At 73.3% G+C, this 23354-nt stretch carries 22 protein-coding genes; 9 read left to right on the top strand and 13 right to left on the bottom strand.

All coding sequences use genetic code 11. The features are described 5' to 3' along the window. Window positions 1-210: 210 nt before the first annotated feature. Window positions 211-555: a hypothetical protein gene (locus ACZ4UB_RS30710; RefSeq protein ID WP_468075164.1), complete on the bottom strand. Its 345-nt coding sequence runs from the start codon at window positions 553-555 to the stop codon at window positions 211-213. Between the two features lie 368 nt (window positions 556-923). On the opposite strand from ACZ4UB_RS30710, the gene ACZ4UB_RS30705 reads away from it, so the two are divergent. Next, window positions 924-1640: a restriction endonuclease gene (locus ACZ4UB_RS30705; protein ID WP_468075162.1), complete on the top strand. Its 717-nt coding sequence runs from the start codon at window positions 924-926 to the stop codon at window positions 1638-1640. A gap of 39 nt (window positions 1641-1679) precedes the next feature. On the opposite strand, the gene ACZ4UB_RS30700 is transcribed toward ACZ4UB_RS30705, so the two are convergent. Further along, window positions 1680-2108 (bottom strand): ATP-binding protein, encoded by a 429-nt coding sequence (locus ACZ4UB_RS30700; RefSeq protein ID WP_468075160.1) that lies wholly within the window; start codon window positions 2106-2108, stop codon window positions 1680-1682. A 199-nt stretch (window positions 2109-2307) separates the two neighbouring features. On the opposite strand from ACZ4UB_RS30700, the gene ACZ4UB_RS30695 reads away from it, so the two are divergent. Beyond that, window positions 2308-3522: an FUSC family protein gene (locus ACZ4UB_RS30695; protein WP_468075158.1), complete on the top strand. Its 1215-nt coding sequence runs from the start codon at window positions 2308-2310 to the stop codon at window positions 3520-3522. A 14-nt stretch (window positions 3523-3536) separates the two neighbouring features. On the opposite strand, the gene ACZ4UB_RS30690 is transcribed toward ACZ4UB_RS30695, so the two are convergent. From ACZ4UB_RS30690 to ACZ4UB_RS30675, 4 genes are all read right to left on the bottom strand, one after another. Next, window positions 3537-4097 (bottom strand): DUF6817 domain-containing protein, encoded by a 561-nt coding sequence (locus ACZ4UB_RS30690; RefSeq protein ID WP_468075156.1) that lies wholly within the window; start codon window positions 4095-4097, stop codon window positions 3537-3539. A 97-nt stretch (window positions 4098-4194) separates the two neighbouring features. Beyond that, the gene (locus tag ACZ4UB_RS30685) at window positions 4195-5463 is read right to left on the bottom strand and encodes an MFS transporter (RefSeq protein WP_468075154.1); all 1269 of its coding nucleotides are present in this window, start codon (window positions 5461-5463) and stop codon (window positions 4195-4197) included. Between the two features lie 53 nt (window positions 5464-5516). Beyond that, window positions 5517-7529, bottom strand: a complete 2013-nt coding sequence (locus tag ACZ4UB_RS30680; protein ID WP_468075152.1) for a PEP/pyruvate-binding domain-containing protein — start codon at window positions 7527-7529, stop codon at window positions 5517-5519. Continuing rightward, window positions 7526-8938 carry an ATP-grasp domain-containing protein gene (locus ACZ4UB_RS30675; RefSeq protein WP_468075150.1) on the bottom strand — a complete coding sequence of 471 codons (1413 nt, stop codon included), beginning with the start codon at window positions 8936-8938 and terminating at the stop codon, window positions 7526-7528. Before ACZ4UB_RS30675 ends, ACZ4UB_RS30680 begins: the two co-directional genes overlap by 4 nt. Window positions 8939-9440: 502 nt before the next feature. Here ACZ4UB_RS30675 and ACZ4UB_RS30670 point away from each other — a divergent pair. The 3 genes from ACZ4UB_RS30670 (at window position 9441) to ACZ4UB_RS30660 (ending at window position 13129) form a co-directional block, all read left to right on the top strand. Next, window positions 9441-11174, top strand: coding sequence for a bifunctional phosphatase PAP2/diacylglycerol kinase family protein (locus ACZ4UB_RS30670; protein WP_468075148.1), 1734 nt, complete (start codon window positions 9441-9443; stop codon window positions 11172-11174). 98 nt (window positions 11175-11272) lie between these two features. Continuing rightward, window positions 11273-12220, top strand: a complete 948-nt coding sequence (locus ACZ4UB_RS30665) for a YihY/virulence factor BrkB family protein (protein WP_468075146.1) — start codon at window positions 11273-11275, stop codon at window positions 12218-12220. A 78-nt stretch (window positions 12221-12298) separates the two neighbouring features. Then, window positions 12299-13129 (top strand): phosphatase PAP2 family protein, encoded by an 831-nt coding sequence (locus ACZ4UB_RS30660; protein WP_468075144.1) that lies wholly within the window; start codon window positions 12299-12301, stop codon window positions 13127-13129. A 43-nt stretch (window positions 13130-13172) separates the two neighbouring features. On the opposite strand, the gene ACZ4UB_RS30655 is transcribed toward ACZ4UB_RS30660, so the two are convergent. From ACZ4UB_RS30655 to ACZ4UB_RS30640, 4 genes are all read right to left on the bottom strand, one after another. Next, window positions 13173-14120, bottom strand: coding sequence for an ABC transporter permease (locus ACZ4UB_RS30655; protein WP_468075142.1), 948 nt, complete (start codon window positions 14118-14120; stop codon window positions 13173-13175). Next, entirely contained in the window at window positions 14117-15064 is a 948-nt protein-coding gene (locus ACZ4UB_RS30650) for an ABC transporter ATP-binding protein (protein WP_468075140.1), read from the bottom strand. Before ACZ4UB_RS30650 ends, ACZ4UB_RS30655 begins: the two co-directional genes overlap by 4 nt. After that, window positions 15061-15495 (bottom strand): GntR family transcriptional regulator, encoded by a 435-nt coding sequence (locus ACZ4UB_RS30645; protein ID WP_468075138.1) that lies wholly within the window; start codon window positions 15493-15495, stop codon window positions 15061-15063. Before ACZ4UB_RS30645 ends, ACZ4UB_RS30650 begins: the two co-directional genes overlap by 4 nt. A gap of 190 nt (window positions 15496-15685) precedes the next feature. Beyond that, window positions 15686-16303 carry a TetR/AcrR family transcriptional regulator gene (locus ACZ4UB_RS30640; protein ID WP_468075136.1) on the bottom strand — a complete coding sequence of 206 codons (618 nt, stop codon included), beginning with the start codon at window positions 16301-16303 and terminating at the stop codon, window positions 15686-15688. A 110-nt stretch (window positions 16304-16413) separates the two neighbouring features. Here ACZ4UB_RS30640 and ACZ4UB_RS30635 point away from each other — a divergent pair, with 110 nt between their 5' ends. The 3 genes from ACZ4UB_RS30635 to ACZ4UB_RS30625 all read left to right on the top strand — a co-directional run bounded on the left by ACZ4UB_RS30635 (window position 16414) and on the right by ACZ4UB_RS30625 (window position 18956). Continuing rightward, window positions 16414-17607, top strand: coding sequence for a cytochrome P450 (locus ACZ4UB_RS30635; RefSeq protein ID WP_468075134.1), 1194 nt, complete (start codon window positions 16414-16416; stop codon window positions 17605-17607). Continuing rightward, window positions 17604-17834 carry a ferredoxin gene (locus tag ACZ4UB_RS30630; RefSeq protein ID WP_468075132.1) on the top strand — a complete coding sequence of 77 codons (231 nt, stop codon included), beginning with the start codon at window positions 17604-17606 and terminating at the stop codon, window positions 17832-17834. Before ACZ4UB_RS30635 ends, ACZ4UB_RS30630 begins: the two co-directional genes overlap by 4 nt. A gap of 216 nt (window positions 17835-18050) precedes the next feature. Continuing rightward, window positions 18051-18956 (top strand): NAD(P)H-binding protein, encoded by a 906-nt coding sequence (locus ACZ4UB_RS30625; protein ID WP_468075130.1) that lies wholly within the window; start codon window positions 18051-18053, stop codon window positions 18954-18956. Between the two features lie 70 nt (window positions 18957-19026). On the opposite strand, the gene ACZ4UB_RS30620 is transcribed toward ACZ4UB_RS30625, so the two are convergent. The 3 genes from ACZ4UB_RS30620 to ACZ4UB_RS30610 form a co-directional block, all read right to left on the bottom strand. Next, window positions 19027-19974, bottom strand: coding sequence for an AraC family transcriptional regulator (locus tag ACZ4UB_RS30620; protein ID WP_468075128.1), 948 nt, complete (start codon window positions 19972-19974; stop codon window positions 19027-19029). Window positions 19975-20063: 89 nt separating this feature from the next. Further along, a complete protein-coding gene (locus ACZ4UB_RS30615) occupies window positions 20064-20684 on the bottom strand; it encodes a hypothetical protein (protein WP_468075126.1) in 621 nt (206 codons plus the stop codon). 152 nt (window positions 20685-20836) lie between these two features. Beyond that, entirely contained in the window at window positions 20837-22408 is a 1572-nt protein-coding gene (locus ACZ4UB_RS30610) for an alpha/beta hydrolase (protein WP_468075124.1), read from the bottom strand. A gap of 382 nt (window positions 22409-22790) precedes the next feature. Here ACZ4UB_RS30610 and ACZ4UB_RS30605 point away from each other — a divergent pair, with 382 nt between their 5' ends. Further along, a complete protein-coding gene (locus ACZ4UB_RS30605; protein WP_468075123.1) occupies window positions 22791-23354 on the top strand; it encodes a papain-like cysteine protease family protein in 564 nt (187 codons plus the stop codon).

Below are 23354 nucleotides of genomic sequence, written 5' to 3'. Positions count from 1 at the left end.
CGACCGTCATGCCGAGCAGCGTAGACACCGGCCCCCGGTGGCACGGGGGAGCGCGGCCCGACCTGGCCGATTCCCGTCAGGCGGTGGCGGATTCCCAGCCGGCCCCCGAGTGCCCGCTCCGGAGCGGAGCGGGCAGGGGAGCGGGCAGGGGAGCGGCCCCCGCCGGATCTGCCGGCAGGGGCCGTTCGTGATGCGGTGTCCGGTCGCGGATCAGTTCCAGACCTTGCCGTAGAAGAAGCCGCCGCTGCCGCGCTCGTAGTAGTGCTGGCCGTACAGACCGCCCACGCACGTGCTCTTGGTCTCGAAGCCGTTGGTGGGGAAGGAGCCGACCATGACGCCGGTGTCGGCGTCCCAGAGCTCGGCCCGACCCCAGTAGGCGAGGCCGGTGTGGGTGCCGGAGAAGCAGACCTGGTGGTTGCCGTTGGCCGGCACGCTTCCGCTGGTGCAGGTGTATCCCTCGCAGACGGAGGACGCCGCGCTCGCGGGACCGGCGGCGAACAGTCCGAAGGCGGCTATCGCGGTGGCCGTCAAGGCGGCCTGGGCGATCTTCTTCACGGTATCTCCATTGTCATGGCAGGTCGTTGGCTGGACGCCGCGCGCTTTCCGCTCGCTCCGTCACAGGTGCCGCTCGGTGGGGAGTGCACGAACAGCACTGTGCTCGCCCCTCCCAACCGCCGACCAACGGCCCACCAACACGCCACCAACGCCGGGTCCGGCGCGGCATCCGGCGACACCCCGGTGTCACTCCCTGTTTGAGGACTGGATTCCCGGCCACACGCGAGACGTCCGCGGTCTCGAACCCGTCTGGGGTTCGAGGCCGCGGCCTGCGCGAACGAGTGAGGGGAGACTCCGGTATGAGGTCGTCGAGGACGAGGCCGTCGAGGCGGGGCGCAGGGACATCCGGGCGCGGCCCGGCGTCCCTGGTGCGCGACGTGGTGCTGGCGGTCGGGCTGGTGGCGATCTGCCTGGGCGGCCTGGCCGTCTTCCTGCGGAGTACCGGAGCGGACGGGGCCGGGGCGTTCGTGCTCCCGCTCGGCACCGCGGTGCTGCTGGCGACGGGCGTGGCCCTGGCGAAGCGGGGCCTGGCACCCGACCGCCGCCACGCCCGTACGGACGTCGCGGACCTGCCGAGCGCGCCGAGCACCGTCGACGCGTATGCGGAGCCCGACGCGTACGCGATACCGGCGGCGGAGGAGGTGCCCGACATCGGATCCGGGGCGCTGGACCACGCCGCGGTCGACGCCGACGGCTTCGAGCACGCGGTGGCCGCGCTGTGCGCCCGCGACGGCTGCACCGCGGTGGAGGTCGTCGGCGGTGCGGGCGACCTCGGCGCCGATGTCCTCGCCACGACCGCGCAGGGGCTGCGCGTCGTCGTCCAGTGCAAGCACTACGGCGACGGCAACCGGGTCGGGTCGCAGGACCTCCAGCGGTTCGGCGGGACCTGCTTCGCCGTCCACGAGGCGGACGTCGCGATCCTCGTGACCACCAGTTCCTTCACCGCCCCTGCCCTGGAGTACGCCGCCCTGTGCGGCATCGTCTGCGTGGACGGGGAGGCCCTGGCGGCGTGGACCGCGTCGGGGGCCGCGCCGCCCTGGGACGCCGTCGGTGACGACACGACGACGCCGGTCCCTGTGGCCTGAGCCCCGCGGCGGCCCGTACGCGGCCCCGGCCCCCGGTCGTCATCCGGCCAGGGGCCGACCGTCGTGCGGGTCCGGTCCGCCCGGCGGCCGGAAGCAGGCGGTGATGGCCTTGCCGCCGTGGCGGGCGTGCGCGTCCCACGTGTCGGAGAGCGCGTCGATGATCGCGAGTCCACGGCCGGAGGTCGCCGTGGAGCTCGGGTCCCGGGGAGCGGGGAGGTGCGCGTCCTCGTCGCTGACGCTCACGTGCAGACAGCGGCTGTCCCAGGTGAGGACGAGCTGGGCCGGACTCCTGGCGTGTACGTGGGCGTTGGTCACCAGTTCGGAGACGGTCACGAGGATCGCGTCGACCGTCTCCGGCGCGTCGGCCGTCCAGCGCAGCGACTCCAGGTGCTCCCGCGTCCAGGTGCGCGCCGCGCGCACCCCGTACGACACCGGAAACGATCGGGCCCAGCCCACTGCTCGCAGCATCAGGTCCTCCTCACGAGGGGACGGACGGAGGGACCTCCGCCCGCCGCATACGCGTGTGCCCGGCATCGCGCGCGTCAGCCGTGCCGATCGGCAACCCGACGTCCGACCGGATCGGGCGCGTGCGCCCCGCCACACTCCCGTGGCGTAGAAACGGCCAGCCCACAGGCGTCATCGGCGAGGTCCCGGGCAGGACCGGAACATGCCAGAAATGATCACCAACCTCCTCACCCGTGTCGCGCGCCGCCGCCGCGAGCCCGTCGCCGTCCAAGCGCTGCGGTCCACCGCGGCGGCCGTCGTCAGCTACTCCGTCGCCCTGCGCCTGAGCGATGAGCCGAGCCCGCTGACCGCCCCGCTGACGGCGCTGCTCGTCGTCCAGGTCACCCTGTACTCGACGCTGACCACCAGCATCCGCAGGGTCAACGCCGTGGTCGTCGGCGTCCTGATCGCGATCGGCTTCAGCGCGCTCGTGGGGCTCACCTGGTGGAGCCTCGGCCTGCTCATCCTGGCCTCCCTGGTGGTGGGCCACCTCGTCCGGGTCGACGAGTTCGTACCCGAGGTCGCGATCAGCGCCATGCTCGTCCTGGGCGTCAGCCAGGTGACGGACACGGCCTGGGACCGGGTCCTGGAGACCGTCATCGGCGCGGTGATCGGACTGCTCGTGAACCTGCTGCTGGCGCCGCCGCTCTGGGTGGGCCCGGCGGGCGTCGCGATCACCGACCTCGCCGCGCGCATGAGCCGGCTGCTCGACCACCTCGGTGAGGAACCCCTCGGCCCGGGCCGGGTGGCGCGGGCCGCGGCCCGGCTGCACGAGGCGCGCCGCCTCGACAACGACATAGCCCAGGTCGACGCCGCCCTCCGCCAGGCCGAGGACAGCCTCCGCCTCAACCCGCGGGTCAAGGAGGGCCTGCTCTTCAGGCTGGTGCTGCGCACCGGTCTCGACACCCTGGAGATCTGCGCGGTGGTGCTCCGCGTGGCCTGCCGGACGCTGAGCGACCTGGCCACAGCGCGCCCCGACGGGCCGCTCTTCGACGCCGTGACCACGGCCGCCCTCCAACAGGTGCTGCGGCACACCGCGATCGCCGTGGAGAGCTTCGCCCAGTTGATCACCGCCCAGGTCAGCGCCAACGCCGAGCAGGCCGAAGCACGGCTGACCGGAGAGCTCGCGGTGGCCCGGGAGCACCGCGACCGGCTCGCGGAGCTGCTGCTGGCCTGCACCCGCGCACAGCCCGAGCACTGGCAGCTGCACGGCGCACTGCTCACCGAGATCGACCGGGTCCTGGACGAGTTGGACGTCGAGACGCGCTCCCAGCGCCTCATGGAGGAACTCGACCGGCACGCCCGCAACCGCCCCACGGACTCCGTATGGGGCCGCCTGTCCACCCGGCTCCGTGCCCCGCGCGGCCCGCGGGACTGATGGCCGGCGCACGCTCAGCCGAGGACCGCGGTCACCTCGCGGCGGGCCGCCTCCGACAGGAGCGGGGTCCAGCGGGTGAAGAGCTCCAACAGGCCCGCCCCGTTGCGTTCGCGGAAGGACGCGTTCACCTTGGCCAGGTCCAGTTCGTTGGCCACCGTGAGCTCGGCGAAGTCACGGCGCTGCCGCGGGGACGGGGTGAACTCCTCCCCGGTGAAGCGGTCGCGGAAGGTCACCGACGCCCCGTCCGCGGCGGCCAGGCCGGGATAGGAGGCCCCGCGGTCGCAGCTGGCGTAGAAGTACACGAGTGCCTCGGCCTCCTCGCCGATCGCCTCGGCGAGGCGATCGCGCTCGGAGAGCTCCAGCAGGCTCAGGGGCAGCCCGTCCGTGCCGTAGCAGGCGTGGCACAGGGCCGCGGTCCGCAGGGCCGGCCGTGCACCCCACTCGGCGAGCAGCGCCTCGACGCGCAGCAGGTGGGTCAACAGGGTTCCGCCGGAGTGCTTGGTCGTCCCGGCACCCAGCTCCTTGAGCAGGGCGATCGCCGGGGAGTCGGTGTGCTCGTCGTCGCTGTCCGTCATGCGCACATCATGACGCGGCCCCCGCGCCGGTGTCCGCCCGGACCGGAATGCGGACACCGCGACCGTCCCGCCGCCGCTCCACGGCCATCGCGCCGCCTCACGGCCGATCGGCCGCCGACCGCGCCCCCTGCCGGCGCAGCCGTCCCAGGACGACGCCCACCACGAGCAGCAGCAGGCAGGTGCCCACCGCCGCGTGCACGAGCAGTGCGTCCAGCCGGTCCGCGGCCAGGTAGGCGCCGACGGCCAGCGCCACCAGCGCGCACACACCGCGGTCGATGATGGACTCCACCGACAGCAGGGTCGCCCGGTACGGCGTCGCCGGGATGGCCGCGTTGATCAGGTTGCGCTGCACGGGATAGGCCAGGCCCGCCGCCGCGGCGAAGACGCACAGCCACACGATCGTGCCAGGCGCCCCGGACAGCGTGGTCGCCGCGAGCGTGAGGGCCATGACCACACTGAGGACGCTCACCGCGGTGGTGTCGGACACCCTGCTGCGCATCCAGCCGGTTCTCGCCGACCCCACGGCCTCGGCGACCGTCATCGCCGACAGCACGGCGCCGTGGTCGGCGACGGGGAGGTGCTTCTCCAGGAGCAGCGGCTGGAAGAGGTTGACCTGGCAGATGCGGGCGAGCGTGAACACGGCCACGCCCTGCACCATCAGCGGCCCCAGGGACCGTGACCTGCCGAGCACCCCGACGGCCTGACGGGCCGAGTCGAGGAGCCCGGCGCGCGCCACGGGCGGATGGTCGGCCCCGCGCGGAGCCGCGATCGCGGGGAGGGCGGCGGCGCAGGCCAGCGAACCGAGCGCGGAGAGCGCCGTCAGGACGTACGGCGCGTCGTGGCGGACGTGCATCAGTACGCCCACGACCGGCCAGCAGGCGATCTTCGCCCAGAGACCGAGGGCCCGGGCGGTGCCCTCGGCCTGTACGTAGTGCGCCTGCGCGCCGTGCTCGCGCAGGTACTCGTACAGGTAGGCACTGGAAGCCCCGGACACCAGCGACCGGGCCGCGGCGATGGCCAGGAAGTGCGCCATGAAGCCGGCGAACGAGGGCGAGGCGACCGGGAGGAGGTTCGCCGCGACCATCACGACCGCCCCGAGCTGCATGCAGCGTCGCTGTCCGATGCGGTCGGCGATGAAGCCCGTGGGTATCTCCAAGAGGCAGAACGCCACGTAGTAGACGCTCTGGATGCCGAAGATCTGGCTGTCCGACAGGCCTGCCCGCTTCTGGTACTCGTAGAAGACCGGCATCCACCACAGCAGGTTGAACAGCAGCTGGAAGCCGTTGTTCAAGCGGATCGCGCGGAGCACCGCGGCGGGCGGCCGGACGCGCCGTGTCGAGCGCGCGCGCAGGAGCGGGAGGGGCATGGGTCGACCTTCGGTGGGGCGGTGTGGGGGACGTGGCGGACGTGGCGGACGGGTCAGGCGCTGTACGGCCGGAGCTGGAGGAGGTGGAGCGCGCCGTCCGGTCCGAGCAGCCACTCGACGTCGAGCGGCCCGGCGAAGGTGTAGTCCGTGGCGAAGTGCGACTGGAGCAGCCGGCCCGCCAGGGCCAACCGGGCCAGGTGGTCCCGCGTCTCCTGCGGCAGGTCCTCCGGGGCCGCGCCCAGCGAGGTGGTGCGGCCGCCGCCCTCGACCGTGTTGTACAGGTACTGCAGGGGCAGGGTCCGGCCGTCGACGACATCGGCCGGGGACCCGTGCGCGCAGTTGAGGTACACGTTGCGGAAGTCGGCCCGGTTGGTCGGATTGCAGGTGACCATGACGCCGCCGAGCGGGGACGGCTCGTAGCGCTGGACGATCACCCCCATGTAGGTGTCGTCCAGGGAGATGCCGGCCTGGTGGCGCAGCCGCACGCTGCGCGGGGAGAGCAACGAGGCCCACACCTGGCGGATGGCGTCCAGCAGCCCCGGCAGGTCGGCCACCTTGGTGTGCGACTCGTAGATCCCGGCCGCGGAGAAGCCCGGCAGGTCCTCGGCGTTCGAGGAGGACCGCACGGCGAAGCGGCTCGTGCCCGCCAGGTGCTCGACGACCTGGGCGTCCAGGGCCCGCACCAGGTCCTCGGGTACGGGAAGGGTGCGCACCAGGTGCTGCAGCTGGACGCAGGTCGTGTCCACGGCGTCCATCGCGCCCAGTTCCAGGGCCATCTTCAGCTTGCCGATGCTCTGTTGCACGGCCGGCGAGGAGTCCAGGAAGCGCTGCTGGACGGAGAAGGGGACGGCGACGCCCGCCGGCGCCCGGACGTGCCGGGTCAGGAACTCGCTCGCGTGCTGGGCGAGATCGCCGTCCTCGGGCATCCGCAGCCGGGCGGCCAAGTGCCCGAGCAGATCGGCCCGGGGCGGCCGCGGCACGGAGTAGTAGCCGGTCAGCCGGGACGAGCCGTGGCGCAGGACGTGGTGGAGCTCTCCGAGGTTGGCTGCCTTGGTGCCGTAGCGGTTGCGGTCGACGGCGCGCAAGGCGGACAGCGGTACCAGCGGTACGTCCGTCACGTGCGGGGCGTCCAGGCGCACCCGCTGGGTGTGCCACGTCGGTTCGGCGAGGTCGGCGGGCTCCTCGGCGGGGTCGAGGACGAATCCGTCGGCGGTGACCTCGTAACGGACCCAGGCGCCGTCCCACTTCTCGTCGGCGATCGTGTCGAGGACTCCCCGGACGATGGCGTTGGGGATGCCCCAGCCCGCGGCCAGCATGTTGGTGTGCGACAGCGGGGTGGTGGGCAGGGCGTTGATCAGACCGGCGAGCCGCGGGATGTCGTCGGGGACCACCGGCATGGCGACGATGTCGTACCAGGCCAGGTCAGCGCGGGCGGCCAGGTACTCCTTGCTCGAGGCGAACGCGCGGAGCCGGCCGGTGGCGCGGGCGAGGGTCAGGGGCACGAAGGGCGCCGTCGCCAGGAGCGCGTGCCCCCGGGCGCGGGGCACCACGGTCTCCGGCACCGCCGCGAGGGCGTTCTCCTGGCCGTGGTTGGCCGGCTTCACCAGCAGTTCGAGCGCGGGATCGAGGTGGGCCCGGACGAAGGCGTGGAACTCGATCAGCAGCTCCGCGCCCATCGTGTCGGCCTCGGTGGTCTCCAGCACCATGAAGGGCTCGTCGTGGTCCGGACCGCCCAGGGAGCGCAGCGACAGGACGCCGAGCAGGAACCGGCGCGCGGGGTCCTGGTAGACGTCGTGGTTGAAGCGGTCGAGTTCGGCGTCGAGCTGTTCGAGGGTCAACCCCTGGATCTCGGTGGCTATGTAGTTGACGTGGAAGGAGTGCACGGCGCTGTCGAGCACGTGCCACAGGCCGCGCTCCCGGTCCACGACCACCTTCACGTACGGGTGCCCGCCCAGCACCCCGGCCAGTTGCTCGAACAGGGGGAGCGTGAGCAGGGTGTCCACGGCGGCGCCCCGGGGGGACGGCGCGGGGGCGGCGGTGTCGGTGTCGGTGTCGGCGTGCGTCATGCGGCGCTCCCGGGCGTCGAGCGGTCGGCGGACGTGGGGGAGGGGGAGGCGGCGGGGGCGGACGCCTGGGTGAGGGCGTTCGGGAGGGCCGCGAGGATGCGGCCGCAGTCGGCCAGCAGCTCAGGCCCGGACGCGGCGCGCAGGAAGCAGAGGGCGGCCATGGAATTGGCCCCGCCCGCCTCCTCGTACGCCGGGACCGGGGTGCCCGGCGGGAGGCTGTGCTCGCGCACCAGCTCCACCCGGGACCCCGGCGCGACCAGCGCGGACCAGTCGACCGCGGCGAAGTCCCAGGCCGGGAGTTCGGCCCAGGGCTCGCCGTCGGGACCGACGGCGAGGACGACCAGGGAGCCGGCGGCGCCCTCGCCCTCGGTCAGCATCCGTTCCGGGTAGCTGACGTCCCGGCCGAGCAACTCGCGCACCAGCATGCCGATCATGTCCACTCCGAAGACCGTCTCCGCCTGCCGGGTGGTCATCACCCCGCCGAAGCGGGCCGCGGTCTCGATCAGCCACACGGCCCCGTCCGCGCCGAGCTTGATCTCGGTGTGGGTGGCGCAGGTGTCCAGTCCGAGCGCGTCGACGGCGGCGCGCGACACCTCCTCGATCCGGCGCTGCGCCGCGACCGGGAGGGCGGCCGGGGCCAGGCTCGCCCGCTCGGTGAAGGGCGCGACGGTCGGCAGGCGCCCGGTGAGGCACAACGGGTGGTAGCGGCCGCCGGCGACGATCCCCTCCACGCTGACGTAGTCGCCCCAACCGGCCCCGTCGAACCAGTCGGAGGCCTTCCCGGTCACGATCTCCTCCAGCAGGAAATCGCTGACGCCCTCGTCCGCGGCGTGCAGCTCCGCGTACCCCTGCGCGGACGAGGCCTCCATGACGGAACGTCCGGTCTTCCAGCCCTCCTCGGCCTGCTGCTCGTTCCACACGGTGAGGTGGGCCGTGGACCCCGCGCTCCAGGCGGCCTTGAGCAGCAGCGGGGGCCTGAGGTCCTCGAAGGCCGTCGTGATGTCCTGCGGTCCGTTGATCTCCGTGAAGCCCGGTACGGGCACCCCGGCGTCCCGCCAGATCCGGCGCATCAGCCGTTTGTCGCGCGCCCCGGCGACCCGCTCCCCGGCGCCGCGCAGGCCGAGCCGCAGGCTCGCGTGGGCGACGGCGACCACCGCGTACTCCGACAGGGTCAGCACCGCCTCCGCGCCGACGCGGCGGGCGTGGGAACAGATCAGATCGACCAGTTCCACCCCCTCGCCGGGCGGAGCGGTGGTGACCGACGCGCACCCGGGCCGCCACACCGACTCGGTGACGCGGGGCAGCGGCGCGAGCGCCAGGACGTGCACCTCGGCGTGGGCGGCGATCCGCGGGAGCGCGTACTCGAGGGGAGGGCCGCCCTTGGCATAGACGAAGAGGATCGGGGTCATGGTGCTCCTGGGGTCGAAGGGGACGCCGCTCGGTGCGACGGCGTCGTCGGCGGACGATCCCCACGCGGTGTGACCACGTGAGGACCAGGGGCAGCGCGAGCACGACGGAAGAGGGGCGGGCGGACGGGTGTACGCCTACTCGATTAGGCGTTCGCCAAACACCAGCGCAAATCAAGTGCCCCCGCTACGGCGGCATTTCGGCCATCCCGTGGGGCCCGTACGGACCACCCGTCCGCGCCCGTCCCGCGGTGCGGCCGTCGCCACCCGGCAGGAGGACGGAAGGAGCCCTCCCGCCGGCGGACGGGCGTCGGCGGGGCGCATCCGGCCGGCGTTCGCGGGCAGGCGGGGGGCAATGGCCAGGCAAGTGAAGGGAACCCCCGTGTCGATGTCTCCCCCCGCCCGCCGAGGCCGCGTACGAGGCGGATCACGACCCCGAGGCCGATCAGAGGCGCCACCACGGGGCCGATCGCAAGGGTCGGAGCGTGCCCACGGCGGTCGCCGCGTGAGCGGGACCCGCGGCCAGGGGGCCCTCAGACGTGCCCGGTTCCTGCTGGTGCTGCCGGTCCACCTGGTGCTGCTGATGGTCGTCGGCCGGTCGGTGGCCGGCCCGCTCGCCGGCTACTGGCCGCTGTCGGCGGAGGACGGGGTCAACCGGGCCCTGGCCGCCCACCGCGAGCCGCTCCTGAACAGCTTCACCCAATGGTTGTCACTGCTGGCGAACACCCAGGTGATCACCGGCTTCACGCTGGTCTGCGTGCTGGCCCTGCTGCTGACGCCGCCGGCGCCGCGGTGGGCCGAGGCGGGGTTCCTCGCCGCGGCCGTCGCCGTCCAGTCGGCGATGTTCCTCCTCGTGACCCTGGTCGTGCAGCGGCCGCGTCCCGACGTCCCCCACCTGGACCTGGCACCGCCCACCTCCAGCTTTCCCTCCGGGCACGTGGGCGCGGCCATGGCCCTGTACGGGGGCCTCGCCGTGCTCACCTGTGGGGGGACGCGCGGTGCCTGGCGCCGGCCCGTGGCCGCGCTCCTGCTGCTGGTGCCGCTCGCGGTGGCCGCCTCGCGGCTGTACCGGGGGATGCACCACCCCTCCGACGTGCTGGGCGGCCTGCTCAACGGCGCGGTGACGCTCGCCGTGATCGGGACCGTCCTGCTCGCCGGCCGCCTGCGGACCCCGGAGCCGGGAGGGACTGCCCCCGAGGCCTCACCGACCACGATTCCGCCGGTCCCGTCAGGGGGCGGACGTACTCTCGTCGTACGGCATCCGCACGGCTGCGATGACGAACTGGCCGGGCGCGTCAGGGCCGTGCTGGCCCGGCACGGTCACGCCGCGCAGCAGTGGATCCTGACCGGCGAGGAACTCCCGTGCGGTGACCTCGCCGTGGAACTCGACGCCGCTCCGGTCGCCCTCGTCGTGGTCTGCGGCGGCGACGGCACGGTCCGCGCGTGCGCCGAACTGCTGGCGGGCACCGGCATCGACCTGGTGGTCGTGCCGTGCGGTACGGGCAACCTGCTCGCCCGGAACCTGGGGCTCGCACCGGATCCGGTGACCGCCCTGGAGCAGGCCCTGTCGGGCGGGTGCCACGGCATCGACGTGGGCCGGATACGGGGCGACGGCATCGAGCCGGCCCGGTTCGTGGTGATGGCGGGCGTCGGCTTCGACGCGGCCATGGTCCAGGACGCGTCGCCGCGCCTCAAGTCCCGGCTGGGCTGGGCCGCCTACGTCGTGTCCGCCCTGCGCCACCTCGGTGACCCCGGCATCCGGCTGACGATCCGGCTCGACGGCGGGCGCCCCCTGCGGCGCCGGGCCCGGATGGTGGTGATCGGCAACGTCGGCATGCTCCAGGGAGGCCTGCCGCTGCTGCCCCGGGCCCGGGCGGACGACGGCCGCCTCGACGTGGTGCTGTTCGCACCCCGCGGGCCCGCGGGCTGGCTGGCCGCCGCCGCACACCTCACCCGGCGGACCCTGCGCACCCCCGCCCCGGGCGGGCCCGGAGCGGAGGCGGGGGAGGTGGCCGGGGGAGTGCTGGAGTACTTCACCGCCACCCGGGTCGAGATCCGTTGCACCGCCCCGCAGCCCCGGGAGATGGACGGGGACGCCGTCGCCCCCGGAGTCCGCCTGACCGCGGAGATCGAACCCGGCGCCCTGCGCGTACGGCTGCCGCGGGCGCTGCCCGGCACCGGAGCCGAGGCGCCGCCCGCCGCACCGCTTCCCGCCGCGGCACCGACCCCGCAGCACTGAACTCCCGTACCGGCAGGGCACGTTCCAGGCGACGCCGCCAGCAACAAGTAACCAGTAACCAGTAACCAGTAACCAGTAGACAGGCAGGCAGGGAGACGATGGGCACCGCGACACGGGTTCCGCAGAGACGCGACGTGGAGGGCGAGGAACTGTCCGCCGACGAGGCCTGGGCCGCCCTGCGCCGCTACGGCGGTTGGAGCCTCGCGCGCGACTCCTTCCTGCGCTTCCGCTACGCCGACGGCTTCAGCCACTCCCGCGCGCTCGCCCTGCAGACCGTCCTGACGCTCGTCCCGCTGGCGATCGCGGCCGTCGGCCTGTCCGGTGTCCTGCACACCGAGGAGGTGGGCCGCATCGTCGAGCTGACCATCCGCCAGACCACGAGCGGGCCCAGCCAGGACCTCGTCGAGGACGCGCTGGGCCGGAGCCGGCGCCACGGGGGCGGCGAGGCGGCCCTCTGGTTCGGCCTGCTGTTCGCCATGGTCAACGTCACCACCGGGCTCTGCCAGGTCGAGCGCGGGGCGAACCGCATCTACGGCAACGAGCGGGACCGGCCGTTCCTGCGCAAGTACACGCGCGGCCTGCTCATGGCCGCCCTGGCCGGCTTCCCGCTCGGGCTCAGCTTCATCCTCACCGTCCTCGGCCACGACCTCACGCGGGCGGTGGCCGAGGTCTACGGGCTCGGCCCGGACACCACCCGCGCCTGGGAGATACTGCGCTGGCCCGTCGGGATCCTGCTGGCCGTCCTGGCGACGAGCGCGATCTTCCGCCTCTCCCCGCGCCGCGCCCAACCCGGCTACACCTGGTTGGCCTTCGGCGCGGTGGTCCACCTGGTGCTCTGGCTCACCGCCACGTGGGGGCTGAGCCTGTACGTCGGCGCGAGCGGCTCCTTCAACAGCGTGTACGGGCCGCTCAGCGCGGTCATGTCCCTGCTCCTGTGGTCCTACCTCACCTCGATGGCCCTCTTCCTCGGGCTGTCCTTCGCGGCCCAACTGGAAGCCGTACGCGCCGGGGTCAAGGATCCGATCACGCCGGACCCGGGCGTCTGACCGGCCCGGCCCCCAGCTCCCGCCCGACGGGCTCGTACCGCGCCCGACCCTTGCGACCCGAACGGAGGCGCCGCCACCATGGCACAGCGCACCACCCGGCGGCCCGGGCGGCTCGCCCGGCTCGTCCTGCCCCTCCAGACCTTCCTCGCCCGCCACTCGGGGCCCGACGCCACCTACGGGACGCGGCTGCTGCTGGCCTCGGCCGCCGCCGCGGTGACGGCCGTGCCCTTCGCGCTGGCGCTCGTACTCGTGGAGTCCGGGTGGCCCCCGCTCCACCGGCTCGACCGGGGAGCGGCGCAGCGGCTGCACGAGACCGCCCTCGCCCACCCGGCGTGGGTGCGCGTGCTGGAGTTCCTCACGGGTGTCCTGTGGGACCCGGTGACGATGCGGCTGATGGTGGCCGCGCTGGTGGTGTGGCTGCTGGTCCGGCGCGCCTGGCGGCTGGCCGCGTGGGCGGCCGTCACCGCCCTGTCCGGCAGCCAGATCGGCCTGCTGGTCAAGAACGCCGTGGAGCGGGCCCGGCCGCAGTTGCCCGATCCCGTCTCGCACGCGCCCGGCTACTCCTTCCCCTCCGGCCACGCCATGACGGCGACCACCTCCTGCGCCGTCCTGCTGCTGGTCCTGCTCCCGATGGTGCCCCGGGCCCGGCGCCCCGTGGCGTGGGTCCTGGCACTGACCTCCGTGGTCGGCGTGGGCTACACCCGGGTCGCGCTGGGCGTGCACTGGGTGAGCGACGTGGTCGGGGGCTGGCTGCTGGGCCTGGTCGTGGTCACCGCCACCACCCTCGCCTTCCAGGCCTGGCGGGCCGAGAGCGGGCTACCGCCCGCAGCGGTGGCCGACGGCCTGGAGCCGGAGCTGCCCTCCGCCGCCCCCGAACCACCCGTGGACGTGACCGCCCACGACCGCTGACCCCTTCACCCGCGAGGTCGGACCGTCCTTCGCCGGCGCCCCGCTATGCCGTGCGGCGTCGTAGCAGGAAGAAGGCGCCGAAGCCGGCCAGGGCGGCGAGGGCGAGGAGGGAGCCGGTCTCGACGGCCTGGAGGGGCCAGAAGTGGGAGACCGGGTGGTACTTGTGGACGGCGTACGAACCGTGGACATCCGGGCCGCTCCGGCGCATGAGCTCCAGTCCCGAGAGGCGGGTCCCGTCGCTGGAGAACAGCTCGGTGGAGAGGATCATGCCGCCGGGGTAGGGAGCGTCCGCCGGGGTGGTGAGGGTGACGGACGGCCAGAAGTGGAAGCGGACCAGGGAGTAGACGTAGGCGAGGACGGCGGTCACGGCTGTCGCCGTGGCGAGCGCGGCCATCGCGCGGCCCAGGAGGATGCCGGCGAGCGCGCCGAGCGCCAGGCCGAGCAGGGGATAGGCGATGGCGAGCAGTGCGGCGTCGTGGTAGACGAAGGGGTCGTAGAGCGACCAGTTGCCGATGCCGAAGCGGTGGTCGCGGACCGTGCGCAGGAGCAGGACGAGGACCGTCATGCCGAGGGTGACCGCGGCGGCGGCCACGGCGAGCTTGGTGGCCAGCCAGCGGGTCGGGGACACGTTCTGGGTCCAGGCCAGTTGTGCGGTGCCCGTTTCGAGTTCGCGGCCGACCAGCGCGGCGGCGGCGTAGGCCGGGAGCAGGTAGGACGGGGCCAGGATCAGCCACTGCACGGCGAGCAGCGCGATTTTGTAGAGCCCTACGGCGGGATGGCTGTCACAGGCCTTCGAGCGCGCGCACTCCGCCATCTCGTCGACGGCGTGGGCGCCGCCCGGGCCGAGCATCCACAAGAGGATGCCGGCGGTGATGGCGACGTACGCGGTCCATATCAGGAGGGACGCGCGGTGCAGGCGCAGGACGACGGAGACGGCCCCGGTGCGGTGTGCGGACGGCGTGCGGGGCGCGGTGAGCGTGGAGCCGGTCATGTGGTGATCTCCTGCCGTGCGGACGGTGCGGGGTGAGCGTTGTCGGTGATGAGCGCGGGCGCCCCGGGGTTGCGCAGATGGGCGAGGAGCACCTCCTGCAGGGAGGGGCGTTCCACGGCCCAGTCGGCGTGGGTGTCGAGGGGGCCGCGCGGGCGGACCAGGGCGCTGCGGCCGCGGCCCGTGGGGCGTTCCTCGATGACGTCGGTGCCGGTGAGGTCGCCCGTGCCCGTGAGGAGGGCGTGGGCGTCGACGATGTCCTCGATGCCACCGCAGAGCAGCGCACGACCGCCTGCGGTCAGGAGGAGGTGGTCGCACGAGTCCTCCAGCTCGGCGACGACGTGGGAGGACATCACGATGGTGGTGCCGTGTTCGAGGGCTTCGGACATCAGGGCGCCGGTGAGCCGCTGGCGGGCGAGCGGGTCGAGGTCGGCCATGGGCTCGTCGAGCAGCATCAGCTCGGGTCGTTTCCCGAAGGCGAGGGCGAGGGCGACACGGGTGCGCTGACCGCCGGAGAGGGAGCGGATCTTCGCCTTCGGGTCGAGGCCGTCTCCCGCGTCTCCCGCGTAGACGATGCGTTCGGCGGCGGCCATGTCCCAGAACCCGCCCCGATTGAGGTCCCGCCCGAGGCGGAGGGTGGCCTCGACGGTCAGCTGTGGGTGCAGCGGCTTGCCCTGGGCGACGTACGCGACGCGGGAACGGGCGGCGGCCGGGGCCTCGCCGAGCACGCGCAGCGTGCCGCTCGTGGGGCGGAGCAGGCCCGTGGCGAGCGAGAGCAGCGTGGACTTGCCCGCGCCGTTCGCACCGACCAGGGCGCAGACGACGCCCTGCGGGAGGCGGAACGACAGGCCGTCCAGGACGGGCTTCGCACGGCGGCCGCGACCGTACGACATGGTCAGGTCGGTCGCTTCGAGAACGGCCGGCGCGGCGGTGTGGGCGCGGTTCATCGGGTGTCTCCCTGCGGAATGGTCTCGTTCAGCGCGTCCTCGAAGAGCGCGGTGATGTCGTCGCGCTCCAGGCCCGCTCGGTGGGCCCCGGCGATCCAGGCGACGAGGGCCGGGCGGTGCGGCGAACCGGCGCCGGCGCTGGCGCCCAGGCCCTTCGTGACGAAGGTGCCGAGGCCGCGGCGGCCCTCGACGAGGCCCTCGCGCTCCAGCTCGCGATACGCCTTGAGCACGGTGTTCGGGTTGATCGCCGTCGCCTCGACGACTTCCCGGGCCGTGGGCAGCTTGTCGCCCGGCGCGAGCAGGCCGAGACGGAGGGCCTGCTTGGCCTGGTGCACGATCTGGAGGTACGTGGCGACGCCCGAGCGGCGGTCGATCCGGAACTCGATGGCACCGGCCGTGCCGGCACCCTCGGTTCTGTCGGCGAGGGCCACACGCCTCACCTCCCTTTCACTAATTAAGTAGTGAAAGGGTGTTCCGAAGTGGGGGTCGATGTCAAATGCCGACGGCGAGGCCGCCGCCGTGGACGTACGGGATCGGCCTCCGCGCGGCCCCTCGTCCGCTGCGAGACGCGCCGATCGGCACACCCACCGGCTGACGCGAAGGGGCGCCCGCCGGGTCAGGTCACCGGTCGTCCTCCCCGGGCCCGGCCGCCTCCGGCGTGGTCCAGAACGGCGCGAGGGTGTCCAGCACAAGCCGGCAGACCGTGTCCGGGTCCGCTCCGGCGAGGGGTTCGCGTGCGGCGACCGTCCGCATGAGGCCGATTCCCAGGAGCCAGGCCATCGCCAGATCGGCGCGCAGGGCGCCGTCTTCGGACGGCGCCAGGCCGGCCAGCACCTTCTGGTACTCCGCTCCCAGCTCCCGCAGGGTCCCGCTGGCCTCGTCCCCCCGACCGACGGACCTCAGGTACACCTCCAGGGAGCGGTCGGCCCCGGGAGCGCTGCGGGTCAACATCGAGCGCAGGGCGGTCTCGAACAGCTCCTCCGGAGGGGTGGCGCGCAGCCGTTCCAGGCTGCCCCGGGCGACGACCTCGGTGAGCAGCCCCTCCTTGGAGCCGAAATAGCGGAAGAGCAGGGCCTGGTTGGCCCCCGAGCGCTCGGCGATCGCCCGGACCGTGGTGCGCTCGTAGCCCCGCTCCGCGAAGAGGTCGGCGGCCGCGTCGAGCAGCCTGCGGCGCGTGGCCGCGGCGTTGCGCGGTCGCTCCTGTCGTTCCGTCGGTCGTGGCCGGAGGGATTCGCTCACTCACCTGGTCCTCTCGGAAGGCCCGTCAGGATAACGGCTGTAAAGCGTCGTTGACCGGTCAGGTGGCCGGTCCTAGCGTGTAAGCAGCTGCTTACATCGAGGAGGCCGACGTGACGCGTGTCGAGACCACCCCCTTCGCCTACCCCTTCAACACCGCCGAGGGGCTCGGGCTGGCCGAGGAGTACGAGCGGGTGCGCGAGCGGCCCGGACTGTTACGGGTACGGATGCCGTACGGGGAGGCCGCCTGGCTGGTCACCCGCTACGCCGACGCCCGGCTCGTGCTGGGCGACGTACGGTTCAGTCGCGCGCTGGCGAGCCGACACGACGAGCCCCGCCAGTCCGAGGGCCGCACCGACGCCGGGATCCTGGGCATGGATCCGCCCGACCACACCCGGCTGCGGTCCCTGGTCGCCAAGGCGTTCACCGTCCGGCAGGTCGAGAAGCTCAGGCCACGGGTACGCGCGCTCACCGCCGGGCTGCTCGACGAGCTGGAGGCGGCCGGGCCGCCCGCCGACCTCGTCGACCGGTACGCGCTGCCGGTGCCGGTCGCCGTCATCTGCCACCTGCTCGGGGTTCCGGTCGAGGACCGGCCGCGGTTCAGGGTGTGGAGCGACGCCGCCCTGTCGACGAGCTCGCTGACCGCGAAGGAGTTCCACGCCAACCGCGAGGAACTGCGCGCCTACATGGCGGATCTCATCGACGCGCACCGGAGCAGCCCGCAGGACGATCTGATGACGGCCCTCATCGACGCCCGCGAGGCCGACGACGACCGCCTCTCCGAACTGGAACTCATCGACCTCTGCGTGGCCGTCCTGGTGGCCGGCCACGAGACGACGGCCTCGCAGATTCCCAACTTCGTCCTCACCCTCCTCGATCACCCGGACCAGCTCGCGCTGCTGCGGGGGAACCCGGCCCTCATCGCGAACGCCGTGGAGGAACTGCTGCGCTTCGTCCCGCTGGGCAGCGGAGCGAGCCAGGCCCGCTACGCCACCGAGGACATCGAGGTCGGCGGCACCCTGGTCGCCGCCGGGGACCCGGTCGTGGTCGCGACGGGCGCCGCCAACCGCGACGCGCTGCGCTTCACGGCCCCCGGGGTCCTCGACATCGCGCGTCCCGCGGGCCAGCACCTGGGTTTCGGTCACGGCGTCCACCACTGCCTGGGAGCCCCGCTGGCCCGGATGGAACTCCAGGAGGCCCTGAACGCGCTCCTCCAGCGCTTCCCCGGCCTCCGGCTCGCGGGCGACATCACCTGGAAGACCGAGATGCTGGTGCGCGGTCCGCGCGTCATGCCGGTGGCCTGGTGAGCGCCGACGGGGCGTGGACGGTTCGGGTCGACCGGCAGCTGTGCCAGGGCTCGGGCATCTGCGCGGGTACGGCCCCCGAGGTGTTCGTACTGGACGAGGACCGGGCGCGCCCCCGCGCGGACGGCGTCCCACCCGGGGAAGGCGTCCTGGACGCGGCCGACATGTGCCCGGCCCAAGCCATCACGGTCGAGGACGGCACCCGGGTCCTCGGCCCGCGGCCGGACTGAGTGTCGCCCTTCCGGTAGGAGGGGCGGCCATCCGGCAGCCGTGCCCCGCGCCCGTTCCCCGATGCCCGCGGCGCCGCGGGCACCGCGTCGGCGCCGCGCGGTGCCCCGGCCCCGGAGCGGTGTCGCACGTCGGCCCCGGCAGAGCCCGGACGCTCGAACATGTCTTGCGGACGATCACCCATGGCAGCCGGCGCCCCGTCCTGTGAGGCTCGACGCATGACACACACCGACAACTCCCGCACCGACAACTCCCTTACCCACAGCCCTCGTACCGACACCACGATCGCCCCGACCACCGTCCTGGTCCTCGGCGGCACCGGCAAGACCGGCCGCAGGGTCGTCGCCCTCCTGCGCGCATCGGGCGTGGAGACCCGAGCGGCCTCCCGATCCGGCGACACGCCTTTCGACTGGTCGGACCCCGACACCTGGCAGCCGGCCCTCGACGGAGCCGACGCCGTCTACGTCGTCGGGCCCGAGACCTCCCCGTCCCCGACGCCCGCCTTCGTCGAGCGGGCGGTCGCGAGCGGCGTGCGCCGGCTGGTGCTGCTCTCGGCCCGCGGCATCGACACCCCGGGCCATCTCTCCGGTGTGGTCGGCGCCCCGCACCGGGAGAGCGAGGCGGCCGTCCGGTCCTCCGGGGTCGCCTGGACGATCCTGCGTCCCGGCTGGTTCGCCCAGAACTTCAGCGAGGGTGCCTTCCGCGACGGCGTGCGCGCCGGTGAACTGGCCCTGCCCACCGGGGACGGGACCGCCGCGTTCATCGACGCCGACGACATCGCGGCGGTCGCCGTCGCGGCCCTCACCGAGGACGGTCACCACGCAGAGGTGTACGAGCTGTCCGGCCCCCGTGCGCTGAGCGTCGCCGACGTGCTGGGTGAGATCGCGCAGGTCACCGCCGTGCGCGCCGCCTACGTGCCGGTCGAACCGTCGGCGTACCGGGCCCACCTCGTGGCACAGGGAGTGCCCGAGGAGGAGGCCGCGGTCTGGACGGAGGCGATGGACCCGATCCGCACGAGCCGGGAGGCTCCGCTCACGGACGGCGTCCGCCGCGCGCTCGGGCGCCCGCCGCGCGACGTCGCCGAGTTCGCCCGCGCCGCGGCGGCCGCGGGCGCCTGGGCCTGACGCACCGGGTCCGGCCCCGGCCCCGCAGTCGTACCGGCCGCCCGCGGCCAGCCGGGGGAGCGCGCCCGGTTCAGCCCGCCGGAGCGGCCCGGTCCGGCGCCGGGGCCGCCTCGCGGCGGTAGGCGCCGGGGCTCACGCCCCGCAGGCGTTTGAACGCGGCGCCGAAGCCGAAGGCGTCCGCGTAGCCGACCCGCCGGGCCACCCCCGCCACCGTGAGCTCGGTACTGGTCAGCAGATCGGCGGCGAGCGTCATCCGCCACTCGGTGAGATACGCCACCGGTCCGTCGCCGACCAGCTCGGTGAACCGCTTCGCCAGGGTCGTCCTCGACACTCCCGCCCGCGCCGCCAGCTCCGCCGTCGACCAGGAGTGCGCCGGATCCGCGTGGATCGCACGCAGCGCCGGACCGGCCACCTCGTCGCCGAGCGCGGCGTACCACCCCGGCGGCCGCGCCTCGGGCCGGTCGAACCAGTCCCGCAACGTGCACACCAACAGCCAGTCCAGCAGCCGGTCGAGAACGGTCTGGCGCCCCGGCCCGCCGATGCCGATCTGCGCCTCCAAGTAGTCGCGCAGCGGAGTGCAGTCCGCTTCGTCGGCCACCACCAGCACCGGCGGCAGCGCGCGCAGCAACCGCTGCGGCACCTGGGCCCGTACGTCGTAGGCGGCCGCGAGCAGCACCGTCGGGCCGCTGAACTCCCGCTCCGGCTCGGCCGCGTCCGCCGGTTCCTCGCCCCAGCGCACTTCCCGCACGCCGGCGGCGCGTCCCGTCCCCGTGGCGTCGGCCGGGTCGTCGGTGAAGGAGAACGGCGCCGGCCCCCGGACGATCGCGGCCTCGCCGACCGCGACGCGCCGGGGCTCCCCGTCCTCCGGCACGATCCACCCCGCGCCACGGAGCGGCAGGAGCATCGTCAGGTAGGGCCCGTCGGCGAACCGCAGCGACCAGGGCGCCCACAACACCGAACGCCCGAACACCGCCCCCTTGCCCCGCACGCCCCGCAACAACTCGTCGAATACGTCCATGCCGCCCACGATAGGCAGGACCGTCTCCGCGCCCGGTGCCCGTGCCCGGCCAAGCCGGCCTTCCGGCGATGCCCGGACCTCCTCTTCCGTCAGTACGCGCGCGGCCCGTCCTCGGTGGCGCGCATCGCCTGCGGGTAGTACACCTGGCCGTCCTTCATGACCTGTTGGCACGCGTACTGGGGGGTGGGGCCCATGGGTACCGCGACGGCCTCCGGTATGTCGGTGCACCGGATGTGGTCCAGGGTCCCGTCGGAGTTGCCGAAGATGATCCGCTGGGCGCCCTCCCGCGACATGATGCCCTGGCGCGCGCGAGCGGTGAAGGTGACGTAGTTCTGCGACCAGCCGGGCTTGTCACCGATGGCGACGTCCCACTCCACATCGGCACCCTTGAAGTGGGACGTGCACACGACCGTGGTGCCCTTTCTGGAAGCCACGTCCTGCGGGCACTTGGCGGTGACCTCGCCGGTGGCGTTGGCCAAGGCGAGTGTCTTCTTGCGGAGTTCGTACTCCAGGTTCGCCGCGAAGGGTGCGTCGGCGGCGGGGGAGGGCTGCAGGTCGCCCTCGGGCCGGGGAGCGGGTCGGTCGAGCCGGATCGGCAGCTGGCTGACGGACGGCGCGGGCGCGGCGGACCGGGATCCGGTGCCCCCGCACCCCGTGGCCAGGAGACCCGCGCTCACGACGCCTACGAGGACGATGGTGTTCATACGCATGATCGAAACAATAGTGCGGATCCGTAACGCCGCTGGTCAGACCCCTGTTGCGAGAGTCGGAGCGAGGTCGAATCGGTGCTCGACAACGCCTGCTGCCGAGGTGCGCTCACCCCGACCCACGCGAAGTGAACGTGCACCGCGGGCCCTACGCCCTACCCCGCCTGCTGGACGCAGGTCCGGTCCGTCGCCGGCAGCTTGCCGGTGGCCAGGTACCGGTTGACGTGGTCGTCCACGCACGCGTTGCCGTAGCGCCCGAAGAGGGCATGCCGGTTGGCGCCCTCGAGGGTGACCAGCCGGGAGCTCGGCAGCTGCTCGTGCAGTTCGACGCTCCCCCTGTACGTCGTACGCGGGTCACCGGTGGCGGCGACGATCAGTGCGGGGGCATCGCGCCGCACCCGCGTGGGCTCTTCGCGCGGCGAGTCCCAGAAGGCGCACGGGTTGATGTTGTTGGTCAGGGCTCCGAACAGCGGGTGCGCGCCGCGGTTGCGCTCGATGTCCCGCCAGTAGAGCTCGGGATCGCGCGCGGCGGCCACGTCCCCGCAGATGACGGCGGACTGCGCGCCGGTGGGCTCGCCCTCACCGCGAAGCGCGTACCGGAGCCCCGGGACGAGCATCGGCGGCACCGTCGTCGGCCGGCCCTCCGCGGCCTCGGCCAGTACGGAAAGCAGCTCGCCGAACGACGCCCGCGCCGGCGCGGTGTCGTCCGCGATGCCCGAGAAGAGGAGGAGCGGGACCTGGCTGTCGTCGATCCGGAAGGCATCGGCGCCGGCGCCGATGGTCAACGGAGCGCGCGCGGCCGCCGCGACGATGCGGTCGACGGCGGCGAGGACCTCGCCGCGGCCGCGGCCGAGGCCGTAGGTGTCGTGGCGCTCCGCGGCCCAAGCGGCCCAGTCGGACAGGGCCTTCTCGTTCTCGCGCTCGGTGCCCTTCAGCAGCCGGGGGCGGTAGTCGCTCGGGTTGATCGCCCCGTCCAGCACCATCCGGTCGTGGCGGCCGGGGAACATCTGCGTGTAGACCGTGCCCAGGTAGGTGCCGTACGAGTAGCCCAGGAAGGAGATCTTCCGCTCGCCGAGCGCGCCGCGGATGACGTCCATGTCGCGGGCCGTGTTGCGGGTGGTGATGTGCGGGAGCACCGCGGCGTCGGCGGCCCGACACTTGTCGGCCACGCTCTTCTGCAGGGCGACCTGGCGGTCGAAGCCCGCCCGGCCGGTGCCGGCGGACAGCCAGGTCATGCCGACGGGCAAGCCGCAGTCCAGCGCGGTGCTGCGCCCGATGAAGCGCGGGTCGAAGCCGATGATGTCGTAGCGCGCGCCGACCTCCTTCATCGCCGCACGGGCCTGCGGCGGGGACTGGAGCGCGGGACCGCCCGGACCGCCGTTGTTGAGGAGGATCGCGCCGATGCGGTGGCGGGTGTCGGAGGCCCCCAGCCGGGAGATCGCCACGGTGATCGTGCGCCCCCGCGGGTCGGTGTAGTCCAGGGGCACGGTCACGTCCGCGCACTGCACGCCCGCCCGGTCCAGATCGCGGCCCGTGGTGTCGTCGGGGCCCTTGACGCAGCTGCCCCAGCCGAGGTGTTGGCGGTAGTACCGGTCCAGTCCGGCCCCGGAGTCGCCCCGGGTGGGGGCCTCGGCGGCCGTGGCCAGGGCGGGGGAGGACGTGAGACAGGCGGCGAGGGCGAGGCCCACGGCCAGGGCGCGGCGTGCGGCGGGGCCGACAGTGGTCACGGGGTGTCCTTGAGCATCGTCCGCTAGGTGTGATCGCATGCCCCGAGGCTAGGAACCCGCCCTGGTGCGGCACATCGCCCAAGGGCACGAGGACCCCGGTCCTGCCCACCCCCGATCCGAGACCTGGGGCCCGGTCCGGCCTCCTCCTCCGGGAGGACCCCGCCGGCGCGTCGTCCCACACGCCTTTCCCGAACCACCGTTGTGCAGGGTGCGTGAGCGGTCCCGTGTGGGCCGCGAGTGCCGATTCCGACTATCACCCGACGAATAGCCAATACGGGGTAATTCCTGTGCGTTGGCTATGTGTCCTGGACATGATGCGCTGTCATATTCCTGCCCGATTGCCCCGTTCATCTCGTTCAACCCGTCAGGGGAAGGCAGGAAAATGGGCAGGTTCAGGTACGGCACCACGGTGGCCGCGATCGCGCTGGCCGCCTTGGGATCGCTCGCGGCCGCGGGAGGCACAGCTCACGCGGAAGCGGGCCAGGACAACATCGCCATGTACAAGCAGGAGAAGACCCAGTGGTGTTGGGTCGCCTCCGGGCTGACCATCGCCAAGTTCCAGGGCTTCGGCTCCACGCAGACCGACTTCTGCAGCCGGGCCAATCCCTACTACGGCTGCAACAACCAGCCCGCCACGCTCGACGACATGGCCAAGGGGTGGAGCAGCCTCGGGCTGACCCGTACCGGCACCGGGTTGAGCACCGCGGCCTCGTTCGATCAGGTGTACACCGACGTCAAGGCGGCCCGGCCGATCGGTGCCCGCATCGGGTGGACGTCGGGGGGCGGCCACATGAACGTGGTCTACGGCTTCGACACTTCCAAGAACACGATCGCCGTGGCCGACCCGTGGCCGGACACCACCACGTACACGTGGTGGAACTACGCCGACTACGTGAGCAACAGCTCGTCGAAGTGGACCCACTCCCGCATCGGTATCTCCCGCTAA

Source organism: Streptomyces sp. NPDC028419, from assembly GCF_055565515.1.
The sequence above is the reverse complement of the archived record's forward strand: the minus strand, read 5'-3'. Positions and strand labels throughout refer to the sequence as shown.

Excerpts from the sequence above, each read along its gene's own strand:
- ACZ4UB_RS30700 (WP_468075160.1), bottom strand. The coding sequence starts at position 2,108 with ATGCTGCGAGCAGTGGGCTGGGCCCGATCGTTTCCGGTGTCGTACGGG.
- ACZ4UB_RS30695 (WP_468075158.1), top strand. The coding sequence starts at position 2,308 with ATGCCAGAAATGATCACCAACCTCCTCACCCGTGTCGCGCGCCGCCGC.
- ACZ4UB_RS30690 (WP_468075156.1), bottom strand. The coding sequence starts at position 4,097 with ATGACGGACAGCGACGACGAGCACACCGACTCCCCGGCGATCGCCCTG.
- ACZ4UB_RS30685 (WP_468075154.1), bottom strand. The coding sequence starts at position 5,463 with ATGCCCCTCCCGCTCCTGCGCGCGCGCTCGACACGGCGCGTCCGGCCG.
- ACZ4UB_RS30680 (WP_468075152.1), bottom strand. The coding sequence starts at position 7,529 with ATGACGCACGCCGACACCGACACCGACACCGCCGCCCCCGCGCCGTCC.
- ACZ4UB_RS30675 (WP_468075150.1), bottom strand. The coding sequence starts at position 8,938 with ATGACCCCGATCCTCTTCGTCTATGCCAAGGGCGGCCCTCCCCTCGAG.
- ACZ4UB_RS30665 (WP_468075146.1), top strand. The coding sequence starts at position 11,273 with ATGGGCACCGCGACACGGGTTCCGCAGAGACGCGACGTGGAGGGCGAG.
- ACZ4UB_RS30660 (WP_468075144.1), top strand. The coding sequence starts at position 12,299 with ATGGCACAGCGCACCACCCGGCGGCCCGGGCGGCTCGCCCGGCTCGTC.
- ACZ4UB_RS30655 (WP_468075142.1), bottom strand. The coding sequence starts at position 14,120 with ATGACCGGCTCCACGCTCACCGCGCCCCGCACGCCGTCCGCACACCGC.
- ACZ4UB_RS30650 (WP_468075140.1), bottom strand. The coding sequence starts at position 15,064 with ATGAACCGCGCCCACACCGCCGCGCCGGCCGTTCTCGAAGCGACCGAC.
- ACZ4UB_RS30625 (WP_468075130.1), top strand. The coding sequence starts at position 18,051 with ATGACACACACCGACAACTCCCGCACCGACAACTCCCTTACCCACAGC.
- ACZ4UB_RS30620 (WP_468075128.1), bottom strand. The coding sequence starts at position 19,974 with ATGGACGTATTCGACGAGTTGTTGCGGGGCGTGCGGGGCAAGGGGGCG.
- ACZ4UB_RS30615 (WP_468075126.1), bottom strand. The coding sequence starts at position 20,684 with ATGCGTATGAACACCATCGTCCTCGTAGGCGTCGTGAGCGCGGGTCTC.
- ACZ4UB_RS30605 (WP_468075123.1), top strand. The coding sequence starts at position 22,791 with ATGGGCAGGTTCAGGTACGGCACCACGGTGGCCGCGATCGCGCTGGCC.